This is a genomic window from Saccharopolyspora galaxeae (genome assembly GCF_016526145.1).
GTDB classification, from domain to species: Bacteria; Actinomycetota; Actinomycetes; order Mycobacteriales; family Pseudonocardiaceae; genus Saccharopolyspora_C; species Saccharopolyspora_C galaxeae.
The window spans coordinates 58,431-81,027 of record NZ_JADDUE010000014.1 but is presented as its reverse complement, the minus strand read 5'-3'; the positions used below and the strand labels follow the sequence as shown (position 1 = coordinate 81,027).

24 protein-coding genes are annotated in these 22,597 nt (G+C 70.6%); 12 read left to right on the top strand and 12 right to left on the bottom strand.

Annotated features, from left to right (window positions below; genetic code table 11):
• Positions 1 to 72: 72 nt before the first annotated feature.
• From INP57_RS26040 to INP57_RS26005, 8 genes are all read left to right on the top strand, one after another.
• Positions 73 to 795, top strand: coding sequence for a GntR family transcriptional regulator (locus tag INP57_RS26040; protein WP_200073045.1), 723 nt, complete (start codon positions 73 to 75; stop codon positions 793 to 795).
• 259 nt (positions 796 to 1,054) lie between these two features.
• Positions 1,055 to 2,002, top strand: a complete 948-nt coding sequence (locus INP57_RS26035) for a sugar phosphate isomerase/epimerase family protein (RefSeq protein WP_200072994.1) — start codon at positions 1,055 to 1,057, stop codon at positions 2,000 to 2,002.
• A gap of 14 nt (positions 2,003 to 2,016) precedes the next feature.
• Positions 2,017 to 3,027 carry a Gfo/Idh/MocA family protein gene (locus tag INP57_RS26030; RefSeq protein ID WP_200072993.1) on the top strand — a complete coding sequence of 337 codons (1,011 nt, stop codon included), beginning with the start codon at positions 2,017 to 2,019 and terminating at the stop codon, positions 3,025 to 3,027.
• Positions 3,028 to 3,086: 59 nt separating this feature from the next.
• Positions 3,087 to 3,944, top strand: a complete 858-nt coding sequence (locus INP57_RS26025) for a sugar phosphate isomerase/epimerase family protein (protein ID WP_200072992.1) — start codon at positions 3,087 to 3,089, stop codon at positions 3,942 to 3,944.
• Between the two features lie 10 nt (positions 3,945 to 3,954).
• Positions 3,955 to 5,358, top strand: coding sequence for a sugar porter family MFS transporter (locus tag INP57_RS26020; RefSeq protein WP_307850285.1), 1,404 nt, complete (start codon positions 3,955 to 3,957; stop codon positions 5,356 to 5,358).
• Between the two features lie 247 nt (positions 5,359 to 5,605).
• Positions 5,606 to 6,607 carry a Gfo/Idh/MocA family protein gene (locus INP57_RS26015; protein WP_200072990.1) on the top strand — a complete coding sequence of 334 codons (1,002 nt, stop codon included), beginning with the start codon at positions 5,606 to 5,608 and terminating at the stop codon, positions 6,605 to 6,607.
• Between the two features lie 276 nt (positions 6,608 to 6,883).
• Positions 6,884 to 7,297, top strand: coding sequence for an STAS domain-containing protein (locus tag INP57_RS26010; RefSeq protein WP_200072989.1), 414 nt, complete (start codon positions 6,884 to 6,886; stop codon positions 7,295 to 7,297).
• Between the two features lie 68 nt (positions 7,298 to 7,365).
• On the top strand, positions 7,366 to 8,064 hold the full coding sequence (locus INP57_RS26005) for a GAF and ANTAR domain-containing protein (protein WP_200072988.1): 699 nt from the start codon (positions 7,366 to 7,368) through the stop codon (positions 8,062 to 8,064).
• On the opposite strand, the gene INP57_RS26000 is transcribed toward INP57_RS26005, so the two are convergent.
• Together INP57_RS26000 and INP57_RS30585 are read right to left on the bottom strand one after the other, a co-directional pair.
• Entirely contained in the window at positions 8,065 to 9,384 is a 1,320-nt protein-coding gene (locus INP57_RS26000; RefSeq protein WP_200072987.1) for an MFS transporter, read from the bottom strand.
• A 92-nt stretch (positions 9,385 to 9,476) separates the two neighbouring features.
• Positions 9,477 to 9,554 carry a putative leader peptide gene (locus tag INP57_RS30585; protein ID WP_367269023.1) on the bottom strand — a complete coding sequence of 26 codons (78 nt, stop codon included), beginning with the start codon at positions 9,552 to 9,554 and terminating at the stop codon, positions 9,477 to 9,479.
• 354 nt (positions 9,555 to 9,908) lie between these two features.
• Here INP57_RS30585 and INP57_RS25995 point away from each other — a divergent pair, with 354 nt between their 5' ends.
• Positions 9,909 to 11,162, top strand: coding sequence for an MFS transporter (locus INP57_RS25995; protein ID WP_200073044.1), 1,254 nt, complete (start codon positions 9,909 to 9,911; stop codon positions 11,160 to 11,162).
• Positions 11,163 to 11,470: 308 nt separating this feature from the next.
• On the opposite strand, the gene INP57_RS25990 is transcribed toward INP57_RS25995, so the two are convergent.
• Positions 11,471 to 12,376, bottom strand: a complete 906-nt coding sequence (locus INP57_RS25990) for a LysR family transcriptional regulator (protein ID WP_200072986.1) — start codon at positions 12,374 to 12,376, stop codon at positions 11,471 to 11,473.
• A 173-nt stretch (positions 12,377 to 12,549) separates the two neighbouring features.
• Between INP57_RS25990 and INP57_RS25985 the strand changes: the two genes are divergently transcribed.
• Positions 12,550 to 13,149: a hypothetical protein gene (locus INP57_RS25985; protein ID WP_200072985.1), complete on the top strand. Its 600-nt coding sequence runs from the start codon at positions 12,550 to 12,552 to the stop codon at positions 13,147 to 13,149.
• Between the two features lie 217 nt (positions 13,150 to 13,366).
• Here INP57_RS25985 and INP57_RS25980 read toward each other — a convergent pair whose 3' ends face one another.
• Entirely contained in the window at positions 13,367 to 13,852 is a 486-nt protein-coding gene (locus INP57_RS25980) for a SixA phosphatase family protein (protein WP_200072984.1), read from the bottom strand.
• 166 nt (positions 13,853 to 14,018) lie between these two features.
• Here INP57_RS25980 and INP57_RS25975 point away from each other — a divergent pair, with 166 nt between their 5' ends.
• Complete coding sequence (locus INP57_RS25975) at positions 14,019 to 14,765, top strand: SDR family oxidoreductase (RefSeq protein WP_200072983.1); 747 nt, start codon at positions 14,019 to 14,021, stop codon at positions 14,763 to 14,765.
• Positions 14,766 to 14,987: 222 nt separating this feature from the next.
• On the opposite strand, the gene INP57_RS25970 is transcribed toward INP57_RS25975, so the two are convergent.
• The 6 genes from INP57_RS25970 to INP57_RS25945 are packed head-to-tail and all read right to left on the bottom strand — an operon-like array spanning position 14,988 to position 20,090.
• Complete coding sequence (locus INP57_RS25970; RefSeq protein ID WP_200072982.1) at positions 14,988 to 16,205, bottom strand: cytochrome P450 family protein; 1,218 nt, start codon at positions 16,203 to 16,205, stop codon at positions 14,988 to 14,990.
• Complete coding sequence (locus INP57_RS25965) at positions 16,181 to 17,422, bottom strand: cytochrome P450 family protein (RefSeq protein ID WP_200072981.1); 1,242 nt, start codon at positions 17,420 to 17,422, stop codon at positions 16,181 to 16,183. Before INP57_RS25965 ends, INP57_RS25970 begins: the two co-directional genes overlap by 25 nt.
• Positions 17,419 to 18,042: a GTP-binding protein gene (locus INP57_RS25960; protein ID WP_200072980.1), complete on the bottom strand. Its 624-nt coding sequence runs from the start codon at positions 18,040 to 18,042 to the stop codon at positions 17,419 to 17,421. Before INP57_RS25960 ends, INP57_RS25965 begins: the two co-directional genes overlap by 4 nt.
• Complete coding sequence (locus tag INP57_RS25955; RefSeq protein WP_200072979.1) at positions 18,011 to 18,379, bottom strand: DUF742 domain-containing protein; 369 nt, start codon at positions 18,377 to 18,379, stop codon at positions 18,011 to 18,013. The genes INP57_RS25960 and INP57_RS25955 overlap by 32 nt, the downstream gene beginning before the upstream one ends.
• Positions 18,376 to 18,801 (bottom strand): roadblock/LC7 domain-containing protein, encoded by a 426-nt coding sequence (locus tag INP57_RS25950; RefSeq protein ID WP_200072978.1) that lies wholly within the window; start codon positions 18,799 to 18,801, stop codon positions 18,376 to 18,378. The genes INP57_RS25955 and INP57_RS25950 overlap by 4 nt, the downstream gene beginning before the upstream one ends.
• Complete coding sequence (locus tag INP57_RS25945) at positions 18,798 to 20,090, bottom strand: ATP-binding protein (protein WP_200072977.1); 1,293 nt, start codon at positions 20,088 to 20,090, stop codon at positions 18,798 to 18,800. The genes INP57_RS25950 and INP57_RS25945 overlap by 4 nt, the downstream gene beginning before the upstream one ends.
• 330 nt (positions 20,091 to 20,420) lie before the next feature.
• On the opposite strand from INP57_RS25945, the gene INP57_RS25940 reads away from it, so the two are divergent.
• Positions 20,421 to 21,221 (top strand): phosphatase PAP2 family protein, encoded by an 801-nt coding sequence (locus INP57_RS25940; RefSeq protein WP_200072976.1) that lies wholly within the window; start codon positions 20,421 to 20,423, stop codon positions 21,219 to 21,221.
• Positions 21,222 to 21,367: 146 nt separating this feature from the next.
• Here the strand turns inward: INP57_RS25940 and INP57_RS25935 are convergent, their stop codons facing one another.
• Together INP57_RS25935 and INP57_RS30580 are read right to left on the bottom strand one after the other, a co-directional pair.
• On the bottom strand, positions 21,368 to 22,339 hold the full coding sequence (locus INP57_RS25935; RefSeq protein ID WP_200072975.1) for a TIGR03557 family F420-dependent LLM class oxidoreductase: 972 nt from the start codon (positions 22,337 to 22,339) through the stop codon (positions 21,368 to 21,370).
• Between the two features lie 3 nt (positions 22,340 to 22,342).
• Positions 22,343 to 22,549 carry a hypothetical protein gene (locus INP57_RS30580; RefSeq protein WP_200072974.1) on the bottom strand — a complete coding sequence of 69 codons (207 nt, stop codon included), beginning with the start codon at positions 22,547 to 22,549 and terminating at the stop codon, positions 22,343 to 22,345.
• Positions 22,550 to 22,597 lie beyond the last annotated feature (48 nt).

Below are 22,597 nucleotides of genomic sequence, written 5' to 3'. Positions count from 1 at the left end.
GGCAAAGGCTCAGGCGGCAAGAGCCGGGCCCCCAAGGACGGCTCCGGCTGGAACCCGGCAGCCCGGATCACCGTGGAGCACGCCAGCCCGGTGCCGCTGTACTACCAGGTGGCCAGCCAGATCGAAGCCGCCATCGACTCCGGCGAGCTGCCGGTGGGCGCGCGGCTGGACAACGAGGTCGAGCTGGCCGCCGCCCTCGGGCTGTCCCGGCCGACCGTGCGCCAGGCGATCGGCTCGCTGGTCGACAAGGGGCTGGTGGTGCGCAAGCGCGGCGCGGGCACCCAGGTGGTGTTCAACAAGGTCAAGCGCTCGCTGCAGCTGAGCAGCCTGTTCGACGACCTCACCGAGATCGACCGCAGCCCCGGAACGCGCGTGCTGGTCAACGCCGTCGAGCAGGTGCCCGGCGAACTCGCCGCCACGCTCGGCCTGAACCGCACCGACGAGGTGCTGCGGCTCGAACGAGTGCGCTTCGCGGGCGGTGAGCCGATCGCGCGGATGCACAACCACCTGCCCGCCGACCTGATCAGCCCGAGCACCGACGAGCTCGCCGAACGCGGGCTGTACCAGCTGTTGCGCGGCGCGGGCGTGCGGCTGCACGCTGCGGACCAGACGATCGGCGCGCGGGTCGCTACCGAAGACGACTCCGAGCTGCTGGACGAGCCGGTCGGCGCGGCCCTGCTGACGATGGAGCGCACCACCTACGACCAGGCCGGGCGAGTGGTGGAGTACGGCTCGCACGTCTACCGCGCATCGCGCTACTCGTTCGATCTGTCCTTGCGCGGCGACAACCTCTGACGCCGGAATTCGGATTCCGCGCCGCGTTCAGCGCTGCGGCGCCGCTGGAGGCTGTCCACCCGCCGCGGGCCGGCGGACCTTCGGCGCGGCAATCCTCAGTACGTAAGTATGTCAGGACCAAGTATTGACACCGGCATTGCCGCGGTGAAAACTACCGGCTACCGAAAGCGCGGAGACCGGCGTCACAACACCGCACCGCGCGGCCGCTCGGACCGGACGACCCTCCCCGCCCCTCGGCGCACAGAAGGAGACGACTTCGATGAGCAACGGCAACGCGGCCGGACCATCGCGAGCAGAGTCCCTGCGAGCCGGCCCCCTGCGGGTCGGCTCGGCACCGGACTCCTGGGGCGTCTGGTTCCCGCAGGACGACCAGCAGCCACCGTGGCGGCGCTTCCTCGACGAAGTCTCCGGCGCCGGTTACGAGTGGATCGAACTCGGCCCGTACGGCTACCTGCCCACCGATCCGAACCAGCTGCGCGACGAACTCGCCCGCCGCGGGCTGACGCTCTCGGCCGGAACCTGCTTCGCCGCGATGCACCGCGGCGACGAGGTCTGGCAGGAGACCTGGGAGCACGTCCGGCAGGTCGCCGAGCTGACCACCGCGCTGGGCGCGGAGCACGTCGTGGTGATCCCGGAGATGTGGCGCGACCAGGGCACCGGCGAGCAGGTGCAGGACCGCGAACTCGGTGACGGGTCCTGGCGCGACCTCGGCAAGGGGATCGACCGCCTCGCCAAGGCGCTGCACGAGGAATACGGCGTGCGCCTGCAATTCCACCCGCACGCCGACAGCCACGTCGACACCCAGCCGCACGTCGAACGCTTCCTGGAGATGACCGATCCGCAGTTCGTGACGCTGTGCCTGGACACCGGGCACATCTCCTACTGCGGCGGGGACAACCTGGAGCTGATCGCGAAGTACCCGGATCGCATCGGCTACCTGCACCTCAAGCAGGTCGACCCGCGGGTGCTGGCCGGCGTGCAGCAGGAGGACCTGCCGTTCGGGCCCGCGGTGCGGCGCGGCGTGATGTGCGAACCGCCGAACGGGGTGCCGGAGCTGGAGCCGATCATCAACGCCACCCGGGACCTGGACGCGGACCTGTTCGCGATCGTCGAGCAGGACCTCTACCCGTGCTCCCCGGACGTTCCCGAGCCGATCGCCCGGCGCACCCGCGACTACCTGACCCGCTGCGGCGCCGGTCGGCGCTGAACGACGGAGGAACCATGAGCGACCAAGACCTGCGGGTCGGCCTGATCGGCGCCGGCATGATGGGTTCCGATCACGCGCGGCGCATCCACGAGCGGGTCAGCGGCGCCCGGCTGGTCGCCGTCGGCGACCCGGATGCCGACCGGGCGCGCGCTGCCGTCGAGGGAATTCCCGGCGCTCGCGCCGAAACCGACCCCATCGGAGTGATCGGGGCGTCCGATGTGGACGCGGTGGTGATCGCATCGCCCGGGCCGGTGCACGAGCCGCTGCTGCTGGCGGCCGTCGAACGCGGAATCCCGGTGCTGTGCGAAAAACCGCTCACCCCGGACTCGAAGTCCTCGCTGCGGGTCGTGCAGGCCGAAGCCGACCGCGGGCGCAAGCTCGTGCAGGTCGGGTTCATGCGCCGCTTCGACCCGGAATTCCTTGACCTGAAAGGACTTCTGGACGACTCCGAACTGGGCGAGCCGCTGCTGCTGCACTGCGCGCACCGCAACGCCGCGCACCCGCCCGGGTTCACCACCAACATGCTGATCAACGACTCGGTGGTGCACGAGTTCGACACCACGCGGTGGCTGCTCGGCGACGAGCTCACCGCCGTGTCGGTGCGTCAGCAGGGCCTGGTCCGCAGCGATGACGCCGGAATCCCGCAGATCGTCACGATCGAAACCGCGCGCGGCGTGCTGGTCGACGTGGAGATCTTCGTGCATTGCCGGTTCGGTTACCAGGTTCGGTGCGAAGCGGTGTGCGAGCACGGCACCGCCACCGTCGGCGGCGACACCGGGATGCGCACGCACACCGCGGGCCGCTGGGGCGGGCAGGTCACCGCCGACTTCCGGCCGCGGTTCCGGGCCGCGTTCGACGCGGAGTTCCAGCGCTGGGCGCACGCCGCCCGGGAAGGCGGCATCGACGGCGCGTCGGCGTGGGACGGCTACGCCGCCGCGGCGGCTTGCGAAGCCGGTGTGCAAGCGCAGGAAACGGGGCAGCGAGCGGAAATCTCGCTCGCGGCACGCCCCGGCATCTACGACTAGTGCTGTCCTTTGTGGACCGAAGTGCGATGCGCACGACGAGACGGCGCTGAAGGAGAACCGTGAAGATCGCTCTGGATCCGACGATGTTCCGGCACACGCCGCTGCTGGAACTGCCGAAGCTGGTGGCCGGGCTCGGCTACGAGTGGATCGAGCTGTCGCCGCGCGAGGACGTGCTGCCGTTCTTCCGGCATCCGCGCATCGACGACGACATGCTGCGGAAGTTCCGCCGCGAACTCGACGCCGCGGGCGTGGGGATCGCCTCCGTGCTCCCGCTCTACCGCTGGTCCGGCCCGGACGAGGAGGAGCGGGAAGCCGCGGTGCGCTACTGGAAGCGCGCCATCGAGATCACCTCGCTGCTCGGGGTCGAAGTGATGGTCTCCGAGTTCAACGGCAGACCGGAGCAGTCCAGCCGCAGCGAGGGCAAGTTCTTCAAGTCCATGGCGGAACTGCTGCCGATCTTCGAGCGGGAAGGCATCACCATCACGCTCGAACCGCACCCGGACGACTTCGTCGAGGACGGGCACGTGGCCGTGGACATGATCCGCGGGCTGAACTCGCCGAACGCCAGGTTCCTGTACTGCGCGCCGCACACCTTCCACATGGGCGGCGACGCGCCGGGGATCATGCGCCGGGCCGGTGAGCTGCTCACCCACGTGCACCTGGCGGACAGCTTCGATCACACCGCGTCGTCCGGGCTGCGCTACATCGTCAACCCGCCGGACTCGACCGCGCGGGTGCACCAGCACCTCGACATCGGCGAAGGCGACGTGGACTGGGACGAGTTGTTCGGCTCGCTCCGGGAGATCGGCTTCGACGGGACGATGACCGCCGCGGTGTTCGGCAACGAGCATCGCGCCAGGGACTCGTCGGAGCAGATGCTGCAGAAGACGTCCGAATTCATCCGCAAGCACTGGTGAGGCGCCAATGGTGGCGAAGGCCCTCTCGAACGAGGAAGACCCCGGCGAGGCCGCGCAGCGGCGCGCCGCGGTGCGCAAGGCGAAGCGGTTCGTGCTGTCGGTCGCGGTGATCTCCGCGCTGGGCGGGGCGCTGTTCGGCTACGACACCGGAGTGATCTCCGGGGCGTTGCTGTTCATGACACCGCACTTCGGGCTCAGCCCGTTCATGGAAGGGCTGGTGACCAGCGCGCTGCTGCTCGGCGCCGCGGCGGGCGCGCTGGCCGGCGGGCGGATCGCCGACCGGGTCGGGCGGCGTCCTGCGCTGCTGGGCGCGGCGGTCGTGTTCATCGTCGCCACCCTCGGGTGCGCGCTGGCGCCGAGCGTGCCGGTGCTGGTCGTCTCCCGCGTGGTGCTGGGGCTGGCGGTCGGCGCGGCCTCGGTGGTGGTGCCGCTCTACATCTCCGAGATCGCGCCCGCGGACGTGCGCGGCAGCCTGGTCACGTTCAACGGGCTGATGATCGTCACCGGGCAGCTGCTGGCCTACGTCGTCAACGCGCTGCTGGCCGACGCCGGGGCGTGGCGCTGGATGCTCGGGCTGGCCGTGATCCCGGCGGTGCTGCTCGGCGCGGGCATGTTGTTCCTGCCGGACACGCCGCGCTGGTTCGCCGGGCAGCAGCGGTTCGCCGAGGCCCGCGCGGTGCTGCACCGCGGGCGCACGCGCGAGGAGGCCGAACGGGAACTGGCGCAGATCGTGGAAGTCGGCGAGCAGGAGGCCGCCGCGAAGGGCGGTTGGCGCGACCTGCGCGAGCCGTGGCTGCGCAAGCTGTTCGTGATCGGCATCGGGCTGGCGGTGGTGCAGCAGATCACCGGCGTGAACACGATCATCTACTTCGCGCCCTCGCTGCTGACCGACACCGGGCTCGGCGAGGTCGCCTCGATCGTGGCGACGATCTCGATCGGCGTGATCTCGGTGCTGGCCGCGGCGGTGGGGCTGCTGCTGATGGACCGGGTCGGCCGCAGACCGCTGCTGCTGACCGGGCAGGCCGGGGTCACCGCTTGCCTGGTGCTGCTGGCGCTGGCGTTCCTGCTGCCCACCGGGGCGAGCTGGGTCAGCTACCTGATCCTCGGGCTCATGGTCGTCTACATGGCGTTCCAGCAGAGCAGCGTGAGCACCGTGACCTGGCTGATGATCACTGAGCTGTTCCCGCTGCGCATCCGCGGGTTCGCGATGGGCATCGCGGTGCTGGTGCTGTGGCTGGCGAACTTCGTGGTGGCGCTGGTGTTCCCGCCGATGGTGGCCGCGCTCGGCGGCAGCGCGACGTTCTGGGTGTTCGCGGTGCTCAACGTGGGGTCGCTGGTGTTCAGCGCGCGGCTGGTGCCGGAGACCAAGGGCCGCAGCCTCGAACAACTGGAAGCCGACATGCGACAGCTATGAGAGTTTCGGACTCGTTTTGCGTGGGTGGTCGGGTAGCGGAACCTCAGGCGCCGTCTCGCTGCGGGATCTCCTCCTTAAGTAGCGCCCTACTAGGCGTCGGAGCTGTCCTCGCGAGACGACGCCTGAGAACCCGCCGGTGGTTGCGTTGCGTACGTGGCGAAAGCGGCTGACGCCGCTTAAAGGTCAACACCGAGGCGAATTTGGGTCATAGGTAGGCCGTGCGGCCGCAAGTCCAGGAAGGACGGCCATGAAGCTGGGATTGCTCGGGACCGGGCGGATCGGCGCGATGCACGCGCGGACGCTGCTTGGACTGGACGAAGTGGACGGGCTGGTGGTCGCCGATGCCGTGCCGGAGCGGGCCGCGGAGCTCGCGGGCTCGCTCGGTGTCGAAGCGGCCGGTTCGCAGGACGAGGTCTACGAGCGCGGCGTGGACGCCGTGGTGATCACGGCCGCCACGCACGCGCACGCCGGCCTGATCCACACGGCACTGGACCGTGAAGTGCCGGTGTTCTGCGAAAAACCGGTGGCGCCGGATGTTGCGGGCACCCGCGAAGTCGTCGCGCACAGCGAGCGCGCGTCGGTTCCGCTGCAGGTCGGGTTCCAGCGCCGCTTCGACGCCGGATACCGGGCCGCGCGGGACGCCGTGCGCGGCGAACGCCTCGGCTGGCTGCACACGCTGCGGGCGGTGACCGCGGACGCCGAACCGCCGCCCGCGGCCTACATCCCCACCTCCGGCGGGCTGTTCCGGGACTGCAGCATCCACGACCTGGACATCATGCGGTGGGTCACCGGCCGCGAGGTCGTGTCGGTCTACGCGCGCGGCGGAAACCGGGGCGCGGCGTTCTTCGCCGAAGGTGACGACGTGGACACGTGCGCGGCGCTGCTGGAATTCGACGACGGCGCGCTGGCCACGGTCAGCGCCACCCGCTACAACGGCGCGGGCCACGACGTGCGGCTGGAGGTGTGCGGTTCGGAGGGGGCGCTGTTCGTGGGCAACGACGAGCGTTCCCCGCTGCCGTCTGCCGAGGCCGGTATCCCGTGGCCGTCCGGTGCGCCGTACCGCACGTTCATGGAGCGGTTCGCCGACGCCTACGCCGCGGAACTCGCCGCGTTCGTCGAAGTCGCTGCGGGTAGGCGGGAAAACCCTTGCACCGCAGCGGAAGCGCTGGAGGCGCTCTACACCGCCGAGGCGTGCGACCGCTCGCGCCGTACGGGCCGCCCGGTCGCGGTGTCCGAAGTGCGCAGCTGAGCGCGCTGCGGCGTTCGCAGCGGCCGTCGTGTCCGCGCCTTCCCGGCCTCGCCACATCCGCCGCACCGGCAACTCGTGTCCGATGCGTGGCCTTGTGCTCGGACCGGCCGTCCGATTCAGCTAGGATGGCGACGGTTGAGCAGTCAGCCAGGGATCACCAACATCCTGCCGATGAGACGCCGGATCCGGTCCCGGTGGCTGACTGCGCCGTTTTCCGGCCCGCGGTTGCCGGGGGTCTGCGCTGCTCTTCTCCGGCGGGGAGAGGACGGGACCGCATTGAACACCTCCCACTCCGGCGGCGAGACCGACCGGCCGGGCTCGCTCGGCGATTCGCTGGTGCTGCGGGTAAACCGGCCGCGGCCGGACGTCGTCCTGGTCATCGCCTCCGGTGCGGTCGACGAGTCCACCGCCGCGCGATTCGAGCGGCTGCTGTTCGCCCGGATCGAGGACGCGGTGCGCACGGTGCTGCTGGACCTGACGGGGGTCGGTTTCCTGGCGGTGTCCGCGTTGCAGCTGCTGGCCCGAGCCGGGGAACGCGCCCGCGAGCGGGGCGTGGAACTCACCTTGGTGGCCACCGGGCACGAAGTGCTGCGCGCGTTGCACATAACGGAGTTGCCCGAGGTCGTGCCCGTGCACCCATCCGTTCGGGCTGCTCTTTGCGGGCTGGACGATCGAACGGATCCGAGCTGACCGCCGCTGTTGCGTGACGAACCGGCCGGTGCCCGCATCCAACCGCGGTGAACGAAAGGAGGAGTCCGATGGCCGAGGACCATGCGGTGCGTTTCGCGCGCATCGCGCGCGAGCTGGCCGCGCAACGGTCGGAGCAGGCGGTGCTCGAGCGCGTCGTCGAGCTGGCCGTGCAGGAACTCGACCGCTGCGACGACGCCGGAATCATGCTGCTCAAGCGCAAGCAGGAGGTGGAAACGGCCGCGACCTCGAGCGATCTCGTCGTGCACTCCGACGAGGCGCAGGCCCGCAACCGCGAGGGACCGTGCTTCGACGCCGCGCGCAACACCGTGCCATGGCACAACGCCGTTTACCGCATCGACGACACCGCCACCGAAGACCGCTGGCCCGCATACGTCCCCGAGGCCCGGGAGCTCGGAGTCGGCGCCATGATGGGCTTCCAGCTCTACCGCGAGGAGGAGAGCTTCGGCGCTCTCGACCTGTACGCGAAGGAGCCGCACGCCTTCGACGACGGTCCCGAGCGGCTGGGCTGGGTGCTGGCCTCGCACGCGGCGGTGGCGCTCAACAGCGTGCGCACCAGCGATCAGCTGCACACCGCGCTGGAAACCCGCCAGGAGATCGGCAAAGCCCTCGGACGGGTCATGGAGCGCTACGGGATCTCCGACGACATGGCGTTCGCCGTGCTGCAACGCGCTTCCCAGGACAACAACATCAAACTGCACACGATCGCCGACGAGGTCGTGCGCACCGGGCGCATCCCGGGGGTGTGATCAAGCCGCGTTGTCGAAGTACAGGTCGCGGCGCCGGATCAGCAGGCTCGCGACGGTGGCGACGACGCCGGTGAGCGCGAGGTAGCCGCAGGCCAGCCACGGGGTTCCACCACCGGCGGCCAGCAACGACGTGACGATCAGCGGCGTGAGGCCGGAAGCGTAGATCCCGGAGAACTGGTAGATGAACGACATCCCGGTGTAGCGCATCCGCACCGGCGACAGCTGCGCGTACAACGTGCCCTGCGGCGCGTAGATCACCGCGTGCACGACGCCCAGCACGAGCACGATCACCACTCCGGCCAGCAGTGGATCGCGGGTCTGGAACGCCAGGAACGCCGGATACACCGAAACCGCGAACAACGCCGACCCGATCACGTACAGCCGCCGCGGCGACGTGCGGTCGGCGAGCCCGCCGACCAGCGGGATCAGCACCGCCAGTACCACCGAGGCCGCCATCACAGCCACCAGCACGTCGTTGCGCGGCAGGCCGAGCGTGCCGGTGGCGTAGGTCAGGAAGAACACCGCCCAGGTGTTGAACGCGGCGCCCTCGGAATAGCGCGACAGCAGGCCGAGCACGGTGTTGCGGCGGCTCACCCGGTCCCGGAACAGCTCGACGATCGGCACTCGCGCGGTGCCTTGCAACTCGCGCATCTGCTGGAACGCGGGGGTTTCCGAGACGCGCAAGCGGATGATCAAGCCGACGAACACCAGCACCAGGCTCAGCCCGAACGCGATCCGCCAGCCGTAGCTGAGGAACTGCGCGTCGTCGAGAACGTTGCCCAGCAACGCGAACAGCCCGGTGCCCAACCCGAGCCCGATGGCGAGCCCGACTTGCGGCCACGCCCCGTACCTGGCCCGTTTGCCCGGCGGTGCGTACTCGACGGCCATCAGCACCGCGCCTGCCCACTCGCCGCCGATCGCCAAGCCCTGGAACAGCCGCAGCAGCACCAGCAGCAGCGGCGCCCACACCCCGGCCTGCGCGTACGTCGGCAGCGCGCCCATCGCGGCCGTGGCAAGGCCCATCACGACCATGGTGGTCACCAGCGTGCGCTTGCGGCCGATGCGATCGCCGATGTGTCCGAATAGGACACCGCCGAGCGGGCGGGCGACGAACCCGACGAAGAACGTCGTGAACGCCAGCATGGTGCCCACCGCCGGATTCGCGGTGGGGAAGAACTGCTTGTTGAACACCAGGCTCGCGGCGGTGCTGTAGAGGAAGAAGTCGTACCACTCGACCGTCGTGCCGATCACGCTGGAGGTGATCACGGTGCGGACGTTCTTCTCGGCACCCGGCGCGTCGGCAGGCGCTGTCGCGGTCATGTATCCGGCTCCTGAGCAGCGAATTTCGGGCCGCGAGAGCGCGGCGGGAGATCGCCCGCCGCGGAGTCAGGCGGGCGGGCGCAGGTGGGGGCTCAGGAGGCTGGACACGTCGCGGACGCCACACGCAGCAGATCCACGTGGTGGCGCGCGGTGAGCAGAGCCGGTTGCACGGCACGACGCTAGGAACGCCCCGAACCCGTGTCAACCGAACCGTGCCCGCCGCCACGATCCGTTCGGAGTGGAAGAGCCCTTCGCCGCACCAGCTTGGTCGAAGGGGCCCTCCGCCCCGGAAGAACAGGTGACCACTGTGGACAGTGTGGGGGATCGCACGGTTCGCGGGGCTAACGTTGCGCGCTCGTTGCGCGAGGATGAAGCGGGACGTGCTCGCGCAACGAGGAGAGGGGTTCGACGTGGCTGCCGACCGACTTGGGAGTCGGGAACCGGAGGACCGTGAACCCCTGGCGGGCGCGCCACCCGCCACCCCCTCGATCGTCGACCGCGCGGCGCAGCGGCGCGCGTGGCTGATGTGGGGCGCGGCGGTGCTGACCTACCTCGCCGCCGTGTTCCACCGCGGCACGCTCGGCGTCGCGGGGCCGCTGGCGATCGACCGGTTCCAGGTCGGCCCGGCCGCGTTGAGCTCGTTCACCGTGCTGCAGGTCGGCATCTACGCGGCGATGCAGATCCCCACGGGCCTCTTGGTGGACCGGTTCGGTTCGCGGCGCGTGCTCACCGCAGCCGTGCTGCTGCTCGGCTGCGGGCAGCTGCTGTTCGCCTTCGCCACCTCCTACCCGCTGGGTCTGCTCGCGCGTGCCGTGCTCGGCATCGGTGACGCGCTGACCTGGGTGAGCATCCTGCGGCTGGTGGCGACCAGGTTCTCCGCGCGGCAGTACGCCCTGGTCGCGACGATCTCCGCGGCGATGGGCGCGCTCGGCGGGGTGGCCGCCACCTTCCCGCTCGCCGGAGTCCTCGCCGCGCTCGGCTGGACCGGGACGTTCCTGCTGGTCGGCGCGATCACTGCGGCCTACGCGACGATCACCGCCGGAGTGCTGCGCGACTCGCCGGGCTCGGCCGCCGGTGCCGGCGACGCCCGCACGATCCTGCGCAAGGTCCGTTCGTCCTGGGCGATTCCCGGCACGAGGCTGGCGTTCTGGACGCACTTCGGCACGATGTTCGTGCCGAACGTGATGAGCCTGCTGTGGGGCTACCCGTATCTGGTCGAAGGCGTCGGCGTGCCGCCCGCGCAAGCCAGCCTGGTGCTGAGCATCCTGATCGCCGGGCAGATCGCGGGCGGCCCGCCGGTCGGCGCGCTGATCGGCCGGTTCCCCGGCGCGCGGGTGCCGATCGTGTTCGGCTACCTGCTGTGCAACGGGCTGACCTGGCTGGTGCTGCTGAGCTCGGCGCGGCCGCCGCTGCTGGTGGTGTCGCTGAGCTTCCTGATGTTCGCCTTCGGCGGCCCGGTCTCCAACGTCGCGTTCGCGCTGGTGCGCGACTACAACCCGATCGACCAGGTCGGCACCGCGACCGGCATCGCCAACGTCGGCGGCCATTCGGCCACCGCGCTCGGGGTGCTGCTGGTCGGTGTGCTGCTCGACGCCGTCGGCGAGTACCGGATCGCGCTGCTGGCGCTGGTCATGTTGCTGCTGCTGGCCGTTTTCCGGGTGACCGTGTGGTGGCGTCGCACGCGCGCGGCGGTGCTGGCCGCGCAGGACCGCGGTGTCGTGACACCGGTGCTGATCCGGCGCCGCCGCTGGGACCTGCCGGAGCACGTGCCTGCCTGAAATCGCAAGTACTACTTTGGGTTCCTGACGGCGCAAGATCGGCGCGGCGCGGACGCCCAGGAGTACGCCGCCGACTACCAGGACAACCTGGAATCGGCGAAGAAAACCATGCGGGAATCGCCCTCCTGACGGTCCGGACCGGACTCGATCGCGAGAAGGTGCGAACGAGCCACGACATGACCGACCGGCAACGAAGCGACCGGCGCAGCCGTCCGATCGCCTGCGCCGCGTCCGCGGGCGTGGTCCTGGTGCTCTGCCTCGCTGCCTGCACTCGTCGCCTACCGGTTCTTCAGCTGCTGAACCGGTTCTCACATGCGGGACGCGGCATCCGCGATCTGCGTTCGCAGCCAGCGGTGGGCGGAGTCGTTCGTGTTCCGGGAATGCCAGTACATGGCCTCGATGATCGGCCGGAGCGGCGCGGGCGGGGGCAACAACCGCAGGCCCATCCGGTTGGCGATCGGCCGTGCCAGCCGCTCGTGCACGATGCTGACCAGTCGGGTGCCTTTAAGCAGGAACGGGTTGATCACCCAGCTCTGCGTGAAGATCTCGACGTTGCGCTGCACGCCCAGTTCGTCCAATTGGACTTCGATCAAGGAGCGCAGCGGACCACCGCCGAAAGCGACGGAGGGCAGGCGCGCGAATTCCTCCGGTGAAACCGACCGGCCGATGTCGGGGTTGTCGCGGTCGGCCGCGAGCACGAAACCGTCTTCGAACAGAACCTCGTGCGGAAAGGGGAAGTTCGGGCCGGTGAACGCGGTCGGGGCGATCAGGAGGTCCACTTGGCCGCGTCTTAGTTGATCGAGGTAGTCGTCCGGTATCGGCAGCAGATTGAGGTGAATCCGCGGCGTGTGCGCGGCGAATTCGGCCAATAATGACTTGAGCAGCACGAATATGGCGTAGTCGCTGGCGATGACGCGGAAGGTGCGGTGGTCGGTGGTGGGGTCGAACGGTTCGCTGACGGCCATGGTCGCCTCGGCTGCCGCGATCGCCTCGCGTGCCGGGGCGACCAGTGACTCGGCCAAGGGCGTCAGCACCAGACGGTTTCGCTCCTTCACCAGAAGGACGTCGCCGAAATGCTTGCGCAGCCGGGCGAGCGATGCGCTCATCGCGGCTTGACCGACCATGTTGCGTTCCGCCGCGCGCGTCACGTGCCGTTCGGTGAGAAGTGCGTCCAATGCAAGAAGCAGGTTCAAGTCGACGTTGTGCAGCACCACTCGGAAGACCTTCATCGATGGCGGCCATGCCGCTGATCGACACCAACTGTTTCCCACGCTGCCTGGACCGCTCTAACGTTTCAGGCGAAAGCGACGAAAGATATGAAACCGAGATTCGCGGGCATCTGCGGTGTTCGCCGGGCCCGCTGTCCCGGAAGAAGCGGAGGTAAAGCGTGCGAAAGCGATCCAGCGGCGCGTCGTTGATCAGAGCAGTCGGAGGAACCGCGGCCGTCGCAGCACTGGCGGTCGGGATGGTGGGCAGCGCCAACGCCTCAGAGGTGCGGCCGTTCGCCGAGCAAGCCAGGGCGGCGGGTGTCAGCGAACGGCAAGCCGCCGCGTTGCAGGCCGACATCGATCGCAGGTTGGCAGGAATTCCGCGTGCGACGCAGACCGGTTTCAACCAGATCAGCTTCCCGGAGGGGGTGACCCGGACGTTCGACGTTCCCGGAGCGCCGAAGGCAGCCGGCGCGCCGAACTGCGGAGGCGGCAGCTTCTGCATGTACGCGGATGCCGACTACGAGCCGCCGTCCGGGCACGGTGGGACCATCTCGTTCTGGAAGTGCGGCGACTACGACCTGAACAACTCCGACTACGACTTCCTGGACAAAGCGACCAGCTTGCACAACAACCAGACCGCGGGCACGTATGCGTGGGCCGGCAGCAGGAACGGCGGTGGCTGGGACCACGTTTACTACGGCCCGGCGCCGTACTCGACTCCGCACCTGGGCGGGGGCTCGGACACGGCCGATCACGTTTGGCTCTGCGAGGCATAGCGGTTCGGGGGACCGGCAGGCTGGGGGGGCTGTCGCGTCCAGCGTTGGTCGCTCGGTCGTGCGCCGCAGTCGTCCGCGCTGTATCGAAATCAACCGCAAGATCGGCGATAGCCCGCTGAACTGCGCTCAGTTCAGCGGGCTTTTCGATGGTGCGCTGACACCGTCCACATAGGAACTCGCCGCGTCGGCGCCGGGAACTCGCGGGCGAGATAGCGCGTCAGCCGCGCGGTTCGGTGATTTCGCGCAGCTGCGCCCAGCCTGGTTCGGCCGCGGTCCAGTCGCCGGGGCCGGTGAGCACGGCAACCGCGGCCGTCTTCAACCGGCACGGTCGGCCGGTGAGCACCGAGACGACGTCTTCCAAGCCCGGGTTGTGGCCGATGAGGGCTGCGGTGCCGACGGAGCCGGGGAGTTCGTTGAGCACCGCGATCAGCTCACCGGCGGTCGCCTCGTAAATCCGGTCGTCGTGCACGGTTTCGACCGCGCCCGCTTCCGCGTCGACCAGTTCCGCCCCGGCCAGCTCCCACGTTCGCCGGGCACGCAACGCGGGTGAGCACAGCGCGCGGTCGATGCCGAAGCCCTGCCCGGCCAGCCAGCGCCCGGCCGCCGCCGCGTCGCGTTCGCCGCGCGGCTCCAGAGGACGGTCGAAGTCGTCATCCCCAGCCGCGGCCTTCGCATGTCGGCACACCAACAACGTGCGATACATCGCCCTCGCCTTCCGCAGTCGCAAGCCTGGGCGGAAGGGTAGTAGTGGACCGGACGGGTTCACTGCGCACCGGCGTTTCCCCGCCGGTGCGACCGGAAAACCCACCGAAGAGGCCAACCCTGCCGAAGCGTCCAAAGGGGACCCGCGCGAGGAAACGGAGCAGCTGATGACCGGAAAGCTGGACGGGACCACTGCAGTCGTCACCGGCGCGTCGAGCGGGATCGGGGAGGCGACCGCCCGCGCGCTGGCCGCCGAAGGCGCCACGGTCGCGTTGTTCGCGCGCCGCCGCGACCGGCTGGAAGCGCTCGCCAAGGAGATCGGCGACGCGCACGCCTACGAGGTGGACGTCACCGATGCCGAAGCGGTGCGCTCCGCGATCGACCGCGCGGCCGACGAACTCGGCGGCATCGGCGTGCTGATCAACAACGCCGGCTACGGCAAGTGGGCGCCGGCGCGGGAAGCCGACCTGAGCGAATGGCGCAAGATGGTCGACATCAACGTCAACGGAGTGCTCTCCGCGACCCACGCCGCACTGCCGCACCTGACCGCCGCCGCGCGAGGATCCCGCGGCATCGCCGACGTCATCACCGTCAGCTCCGTGGCCGGGCGCAAGATGCCCGCACCGGACAGCAACGTCTACGCCGCCAGCAAGCACGCGGTCGGCGCCTTCTCCGAGGGCCTGCGCCAGGAACTCGCCGAGCACCACGTCCGAGTCGGCCTGGTCGAACCGGGCCTCGTCGAAACCGAGCTGACCACCAGCGAGGACGACACCGCGCCGAACGCCAGGACCGCCTCCGAACTCGGCGTGATCCAGTCCGAAGACATCGCCGACGCGATCGCCTACATGGCCACCCGCCCGCGGCGCACCGCGATCAACGAAATCCTGGTGCGCCCGACGGAACAGGTCAGGTAAGCCGCGGCAAGGTACTGCTGCAGATCATTTTGCGCGGCCGGTAGCGGAACCTCAGCGGCGCCCTCGATCGATTTCTTACGTAGCTCGCTACGCGGCGAAACCGCTGTCCTCGTGAGGACGCCGCTGAGAACCCGCGGCGGTGCCGGTTGCTTGGATGACCGCTGATCAGCGACTCCGCCGCTGACAGGACAAGGCCCAGAAGCCGCTGTGGGCGCGGTTGGCTCAGCCGAGCCGCACCGGCAGCTGCTGGTAGCCGTTGGAGATGAACGACTCGGTCGGCGGCAGCTCGCCCGCGGACACCGCCAGCTCCAGCTTCGGGAACCGCTCGAACAACGCGGGCAGCGCGATGTGCGCCTCCAGCCGCGCCAGCGCCGCGCCGAGGCAGAAGTGCGGGCCGTGCCCGAACGCCAAGTGGTCCCGTGCGCCGCGGCGCGCGTCGAACTCGTCGGGTTCGGCGTAGCGCCCGGGGTCGCGGTTGCCTGCGGCGTAGGACGCCAGGATCGCGTCGCCCTCGGCGATCACCGTGCCGTCCGGCAGCGGGATGTCGGTGGTGGCGAAGCGCAGCGGCACGTTCGCCAGCGCGGGCTCCCAGCGCAGCGTTTCCTCGACGACGTCGTCCCAGGACACTTCGCCGTTGCGGAGCATCGCGAGCTGCTCGGGGTGGGTGGTCAGCGCGACCACCGCCTGGCCCAGCAGGTTCACCGTCGTCTCGTGCCCGGCGCCGATCATCAGGATCAGCGTGTCGGCCAATTCCCGTTCGCTGAGCCGGTTCTCCTGCTCGTCGCGCGCCGCCAGCAGCCCGCTGGTGAGGTCGTCGGCCGGGTGGTGGCGCTTGTGCTCGATCAGGTCGGCGAGGAACTGCGCCATCTCCTGCGCGGTGGCCGCGGTCTCCTCCGGAGTGGCGGAGGTGCGGAACACCTCGTCCACGATGTGCCGCAGGCCCGCGCGCATCTGCTCGGGAACGCCGAACAGCTCGGTGATCACCGCGATCGGCAGCGGATAGGTGAACGCCGCGCGCAAGTCCACTTCGGACTCCCCGGCCAGCGCGTCCAGCAGCTCGCCGGTGATCTCGGTGATGCGCGGGCGCAGCGCCTCGACCCGGCGCGGTGTGAACGCGCGCGAGACCAGCCCGCGCAGCCGCGCGTGATCCGGGCCGTAGGCGGTGAACATGTTGTCCACGCCGACCCACGAGATCAGCGGCCAGTCACCGGGGATCTCGCCGCGGATCCACGCGGGCCAGTGCTGCCGCGGATCCTTCGACACCCGCTCGTCCGCCAGCAGCCCGCGCAGCCTGCCGTGCTCGGTGACCACCCACGCCGGGACCTCGCCCGGCAAGGTCACCTGCGCGGCCGAGCCGTGCTCGCGCAGCCGGTGCGCTTCGCCGTGCACGTCGGCGCCGGACGGGTCGAGCGGGGTCAGCGGGCATCCTGATGTGGACATGCGGGTCCTCCTGGGGCGGGTTCGGCGAGCGTTGCCACGGCGGGGAAGCGCACCGGCAGGGCGGTCAGCGCCCGGTGGAACGGACCCGGACGCCACCGCAGCGGTTGCTGATCATCCAACTCGACCTCGGGAACGTAGTCCAGCAGCGTCTCCAACGCCACGGTCGCGATCAACCGCGCGGGCCTGCTCGCCGGGCAGCTGTGCGCGCCCGCGCTGAACGCCAGGTGCGCGCGGTTGCCCGCGGGAACTTGCCCGGTCGGGTGCAGCGCCGGGTCGGTGTTGATCGCCGCCATCGAGATCACCACCGGCTGGTCCGCGGGCAGCAGCACCCGGCCCAGGTGCACCGGGTGCCGCGGGTAGGTGATCGCGTAGTTCGCCAGCGGCGTGTAGCGCCACAGCACGTCGTCGAGCGCTTCGTCGAGCGCGACGCTGCCGGTGGCCACCGCGTCGGCCACCCGGTGCTCGGTCAGCAGCAGGTACAGCGCGTTGGCGATCCAGTTGCCCAGCGGCTCCGCACCGGCGCCCATCATGATGATCAGCTGGTGCAGCAGCTCCTCGTCGTCGAGGCCGTGCGGGTGCTCGATCAGCCGGGTGGCGATGTCGTCGCCCGGGTTGGCGCGCTTGTACTCGACCAGGTCGGTGACGCTGGCCTCCAGGTACTGGTTGGCCAGCTGCGGGTCGGTGCCGTCCCAGAGCGCGGCGATCGCGGCGACCATCGCCTGCGAGATCTCCGCCGGGCAGCCGAACATCTGCTGCAGCACCAGCATCGGCAGCTGCGCGGCGAACTCGCCGAGCAGGTCGGCGTGCCCGCGGCCGGTGAACCCGCGGATCAGCCCGGCCGCGCTGCTGCGCACGTACCGCCGCAGCTGCGCGGGCTTGACCAGGTCGAGGCTGTTGGCCACCGGCGGGCGCAGCCGCGCGTGCTGCTCCCCGTCGGCGAACAAGGTGTTCGGCCGCCACGACATCATCGGCAGCACCGGCGCGTCCGCAGGCGCGGTGGCCTGCCAGCGGCGCGAGTCCTTCACGAACACGTGCGGACTGCGCAGCACCTGCAGCGCCGTGTCGTAGTCCACCACCAGCATCGCGGGCACGTCCGGGGCGAGCTCCACCGGCACGATCGGGCCGCGCGAGCGCAGCTGCGAATAGACCCGGTCCGGGTTCCCGGTGAAGTCCTCGCCGTACAGCGGGATGCGCTCGGTGTCGAGATGAGTGGTCAAGCCGAGACTCCGTGCTCCTTCGTCGTGCCCGCGCCGGCGAGCACGTTTTCCACCAGCGTGATCAGCATTCGGTTGCAGGACGGCTCGTCGCGCGCGTCGCAGACGCCCAGCGGCGTGCCCGGCGGCGGGTCCAGCGCCTCGCGCAGCTCCTCGGCCGGGTAGCGCGGCGCGGTGTCGAAGGCGTTCACCGCGATCGCGTACGGCACCTCCAGCTGCTCCACCCGGTCCATCACGTCGAACGAGGCGTCCGGCCGCCGGGTGTCCACCAGCACCATCGCGCCCAGCGCGCCGCGCGCCAAAGTCCGCCACAGGTAGTTGAACCGTTGCTGCCCCGGCGTGCCGAACAGGTACAGCACCAGCTGCTCGTTGAGCGTGCGCCGCCCGAAGTCCAGCGCCACCGTCGTGGTCGTCTTCGCCGGAGTGCCGCGCAGGTCGTCCACGCCCTCGCTGGCCGCGGTCAGCGATTCCTCGGTGTGCAGCGGCTCGATCTCCGACATGGTGTCGACGAACGTGGTCTTGCCGACCCCGGCGGGGCCGACGATCAGGATCTTCGCCGAGCGGCGCACGGTCGGGGCGAGGTAGGCCGACTCATGCGGAGGTGTCCAGGTTGCGAAGTCCATCCAGCACCTCCTTCAACAGGTCCGGGCTGGGCGTGGCCGACGGCCGGGAAGCCGCGGCGGGCGCCAGGTAGCCGTCATCGATCAGATCCCCGACCACCACGAGCGAGACGCTCAGCGGCAGCCGGGTGTGCGCGGCGATCTCCGCCACCGCCAGCGCCCCGCCCTGGCAGACCTGCACGATCCGGCGGCGGTCCGGTTCGAGTTCGGGCACGGTGCCGCGCGATACGGCCCGCACCAGCGTCGCGGGTTCCACCGGGTTGTCCGCGCGCGCCCGCCCGCGGGTGAGCACGTACGAGCGCACCAGCTCGGATTCGCGTCTGTGCGGGCCTGGACTCACGGCCGGTTCCCGGCGGCGGTGCGCGCAGCCGTGCCCATCTCCTGCCCGAGCCGCTGAGCGGTCGCCTGCATCTCGGTGGCCACCACGCCCAGGTCGGCGTCCGCTTCGGTGACCAGCACCAGGTACGACTCCTCGCCGAACGGCTGCAGCAGCTGGAAGCCGCGGGCGTGCTGCACCATCACCTGCTCGAAACCACCGGTCGGGTAGCCCAGCGGTTCCATCCCGTGCCGGGCGCAGGACTGCAGCGGGGCGCTCACGGCCGCCCACCGCTCCGCGTCGGCCCGGTCCAGGGCGGCGTTCTTGACCAGCAGCATCCCGTCCCCGGACACCGCGATGGCCGCGCGGATCCCGGCGTGCTCGACCAGGTCGTCGAGCACCCAGGTGCGGTCCGGCAGCGCTGCTCGGCGAGCGGTCTCGCTCATGCGTTCGCGTCCTTTCCTGATGAGGTGGCGGTCGGATCCCCCGCTTCGCGGTCGCGAACCGCGCTGTCCGGCCCGGGGATGTCCGGTGCCGCCACGTCGGACGGCCCCACGTCCTGATCCGTCGTCGGGCGGCTCGCGCGTTGCAGGCCGCGCAGCGTCTTCGCGACGTCCTGCGTGCGCAGTCCAGCCGTGTCGCCGACGGACTCCGCGGTGTCGCCTGCTGCTGGGTGCTCGGACAGGTCGCCGGAGCGGGTCACCGTGCGGCGCGGCCGCTTCGGCAGCCCGGAGGCGGTGGTGTCCGTCTCCGGTTCGCTGCGGCGGTGCCGCGGCGCGGGTTCGGCCTCCGCGGTCTGCGCCGCGGCCGGTGCCTCCTCGGTGGTCGCCGGTTCCAGAGTGGTCAGCAGGTTGTGCGGCACCAGCAGCACCGCGCGCAGCCCGCCCCGGCTGGACGCGGCGTCGAGCCGCACGTGGAAGCCGTAGCTCGCCGCCAGCACGCCGCAGCCCGCCAGCCCGGTGCGCGGCGGGTTGCCCAGCTCGGTCAGCTCCACTTCGGACTCGCCGTGCGCCAGCAGCGCGTTGGCCTGCCCCAGCGCGTCCGGCGGCATTCCCACGCCGCCGTCGTGGATCTCGATCGACACCCCGTGGTACTCGGCGGTGATCAGCACGTCGACCGGCGCGGTCGGCGGGGACGAGCGGGTCGCGTTGTCCAGCAGCTCGGCCAGGCCGGCGCTGATCGGCTCGACCACCCGGCCCAGCACCGCCGTCGTGGTGTCCCGAGTGGACAACCGGACCCGGTCGTAGTCGTGGATGCGGGACTGCGCCGCGCCGACCAGCCGCGCCAGCAGCTGCGGGGAACGCTGCTGGCCGGGGGTGGAGCCGCACAGCACGGTCACCATCTGCGCGCGGCGCTGCGCCTGCGCGAGCAGGTGGTCGATCGGCAGCAGGTCTTCCAGCACCTCCGGACCGTGCGAGCGCTGCATCTGCTGGAGCTGTTCGGCGGCGTTGTTCGTCAGCGCCAGGATGCGCCGCATCGTGCCGCCGAGCGCTTCCTGCGCGCCCTGCACCACCTCGCGCCGGTAGTCCAGGTCGGCCCGGACCGGCGGGGCCGGTTCCGGCGGTGGTTCGGGGCGGGCTTCCAGCACCGGTTGCGGCGGTTGCTCCAGCACCGGCGGCTGCCACCGTTCGCGGTTCTGCCGCGCCAACCGCGTTCCCAGCACCGCCACCGCGGCGCCGAGCAGCACCACCAGGACGAGCAGCCCGCCGACCATCCAGCCTGTCGTTTGTCCCATCGATTCCTCATACCTCCGCGCGCAGTGCGCGGATTCGTCGGCCGTCCGCGGGGCACCCGAGGCCGCCGCCCGCAGGTCGCCGCCCCGCAGCGCTGCCGCCCCGCAGTGCTGCCGTGCCCGCGGGTCACCGTAGCGAAGGTTGATCACCCGGCATTCCCGTCGTCCGGTTTCGCGTGAATGGAGCAGATTTTGTGACGACCGCTACTCGGTGATCACTCGAAAAGACCTTGCGCGGCGGTGCGTCGGGATGTGGGTGTGCGCCGGACGTGGCACCGGTTTCCCGCGGGGGCGGGCGCGGGCCGGCATTGTTGATCTCCTTACGATATAGCGGTGCTTCATCTTTCGTTCATCTTCGGGAAATCCCGCATTTCCCAGAACGTTCCGGGTGTTCCGGACATCAGCGAGTGGTGGTACCGGGACCTGGCTGGGTCGGGCGCGGCGAGCCCGGCGTTCCTGCAGGGCTTCGGCGCGTTCGCCACCGACGCGATCATCGTCGCGTTCCTGCTGATCTTCGGCGTGCTGATCTGGCGCTCCCGCCCGGGAACGGCCGCGGAGTCGGCGCGGGCGGTGCTCGCGGTCCCGCTGGTGCTGCTGGCCTACCTGATCAGCGAAGTGCTCAAGACGTTCATCCAGGAGGACCGCCCGTGCCGCGCGTTCCCCCGGATCAGCACCATCGAGCAGTGCCCCGAGGTGGGGGACTGGTCGTTCCCGAGCAACCACGCCACGCTCGCCGGTGCATCCGCGGTGGCGTTGATCTGCGTGCGCCGGGCGTGGTTGTGGCTCGGCGTCGTGCTGGCGCTGGCGACCGCGTTGTCGCGGGTCTACGTGGGGGTGCACTACCCGCACGACGTGCTGGTCGGGTTGCTGCTGGGTGCGGCGGTCGCGGCGCTGCTGCCGCGGCTGGCGCGGATGCTCGAGCCGGTCGTGGACGGTGCCCGCGGGCTCACGGCCGGAGCGCTGTTGTTCGGCCCGGGCCCGGATTCGGGGTGGACACCCCTTCCGGCCACGGACGGCACGACCCGGGATCTGCCGGTGCTCGACGGGCAGGCGGGCGAGATGCCCACGACGCGGCTGCCCGCGCCGATGTCCGCGGAGGCGCCCACCGCGCGGATCCCGCGAGCCCGCCGCTGAGCGGTGCCCGCCGCCCGACCCGCCCGATTCTTCCGAGCGAACGGACCGTTGGACCAATCCAGTGGGGCGAACACGCCGTTCGCTCCGGCGGGAACCAGGCGCCGCGCCGGCGGGATGTCCGTGCGGGTGGTGAACGGTCAGCTCGTTCAGGACGACGCTTTGCGCAGCGCGGGCAGCAGCTCGCGTTCGGCGAACTCGAAGAACCCGTCCTGGTGGTCGTCGCCGCCGATCTGCACCAGCGCCACGTCGGTGAACCCGGCCTGCCAGAACGCCGACACGGAATCCACGATCGGCTGCACGTCCGGGCCGCACGGGATCGTGGCCGCCACGTCCTCCGGCCGCACGTACTGCGTCGCCCCGGCGAAGGCGGGCGGGCCGGGAAGTTCCGCGTTGACCTTCCAGCCCCCGGCGAACCAGCGGAACTGCTCGTGCGCTCGGCGCACCGCGGCGTCCCGGTCGGTGCCCCAGGAAACCGGCAGCTGCCCGATCTTGCGGTCACCGCCGCCGGCCGAGTCCCAGCCCCGGCACAGTTCGGCCCGCGGCTCGGTGGAGATCATCGCTTCGGCGGCGGGCGCGAACCGCCGCACCGACTGCGGCCCGGACACTCCGACGCCGATCGGCACCGGACGCTGCGGAACGTCCCAGAGCTTCGCCGAGTCCACGCGGTAGTGCCGCCCGGTGTAGTTGACGTACCCGCCGCCGGACAGCGCCCGGATGATCTCCACCGCTTCGGAGAGCATTTCGTGCCGCACGTTCACCGGCGGCCAGCCCTGCCCGATCACGTGCTCGTTGAGGTTCTCCCCGGCGCCGAGCCCGAGGGTGAACCGCTCCTCGGACAGCAGCCCGATCGTCGCGGCCTTCTGCGCCACCACCGCCGGGTGGTAGCGCATGATCGGCGCCGTCACGTAGGTCATCAGCTCGATCCGCTCGGTGACCTGCGCGACCGCGCCCAGCACGCTCCACGCGTAAGGGGAGTGCGCCTGGGTGTCCAGCCACGGCGAGAAGTGGTCGCTCATCACCGCGAAATCGAACCCCGCGCGTTCGGCCAGCGGGGCGTGCCGGACCAGCGCGCGCGGCCCGGACTGCTCGGTCATCAACGTGTAGCCGAAGCGGACCATGAGTCACTCCGTCTCGACCATGATCGTGCCGCCGGTCGTGCGCTGGAACTGCTCGTAGCCTTGCGGTGCCTGCGCGGGCGGGTGCAGATCGGATCCGCAGATCGCGCTCGAGGTGACCCGCACGAGCGCATCGGTACCGGCCTCGCGGCGCGGATCGGGCACCTGCTCGACGCGCACCTCGCGCGGTCCTTGCCAGGTCAGTGCCTGCACGGGCAGCACCTCCGTAGTCGGCTCGTCCCGGCGGCTACCCGCACCGGT

Excerpts from the sequence above, each read along its gene's own strand:
- INP57_RS25950 (WP_200072978.1), bottom strand. The coding sequence starts at position 18,801 with ATGAGCGAGACCGCTCGCCGAGCAGCGCTGCCGGACCGCACCTGGGTG.
- INP57_RS25995 (WP_200073044.1), top strand. The coding sequence starts at position 9,909 with ATGTGGGGCGCGGCGGTGCTGACCTACCTCGCCGCCGTGTTCCACCGC.
- INP57_RS25970 (WP_200072982.1), bottom strand. The coding sequence starts at position 16,205 with ATGTCCACATCAGGATGCCCGCTGACCCCGCTCGACCCGTCCGGCGCC.
- INP57_RS25945 (WP_200072977.1), bottom strand. The coding sequence starts at position 20,090 with ATGGGACAAACGACAGGCTGGATGGTCGGCGGGCTGCTCGTCCTGGTG.
- INP57_RS26035 (WP_200072994.1), top strand. The coding sequence starts at position 1,055 with ATGAGCAACGGCAACGCGGCCGGACCATCGCGAGCAGAGTCCCTGCGA.
- INP57_RS26015 (WP_200072990.1), top strand. The coding sequence starts at position 5,606 with ATGAAGCTGGGATTGCTCGGGACCGGGCGGATCGGCGCGATGCACGCG.
- INP57_RS25960 (WP_200072980.1), bottom strand. The coding sequence starts at position 18,042 with ATGGACTTCGCAACCTGGACACCTCCGCATGAGTCGGCCTACCTCGCC.
- INP57_RS26000 (WP_200072987.1), bottom strand. The coding sequence starts at position 9,384 with ATGACCGCGACAGCGCCTGCCGACGCGCCGGGTGCCGAGAAGAACGTC.
- INP57_RS25975 (WP_200072983.1), top strand. The coding sequence starts at position 14,019 with ATGACCGGAAAGCTGGACGGGACCACTGCAGTCGTCACCGGCGCGTCG.
- INP57_RS25935 (WP_200072975.1), bottom strand. The coding sequence starts at position 22,339 with ATGGTCCGCTTCGGCTACACGTTGATGACCGAGCAGTCCGGGCCGCGC.
- INP57_RS26005 (WP_200072988.1), top strand. The coding sequence starts at position 7,366 with ATGGCCGAGGACCATGCGGTGCGTTTCGCGCGCATCGCGCGCGAGCTG.
- INP57_RS25980 (WP_200072984.1), bottom strand. The coding sequence starts at position 13,852 with ATGTATCGCACGTTGTTGGTGTGCCGACATGCGAAGGCCGCGGCTGGG.
- INP57_RS26030 (WP_200072993.1), top strand. The coding sequence starts at position 2,017 with ATGAGCGACCAAGACCTGCGGGTCGGCCTGATCGGCGCCGGCATGATG.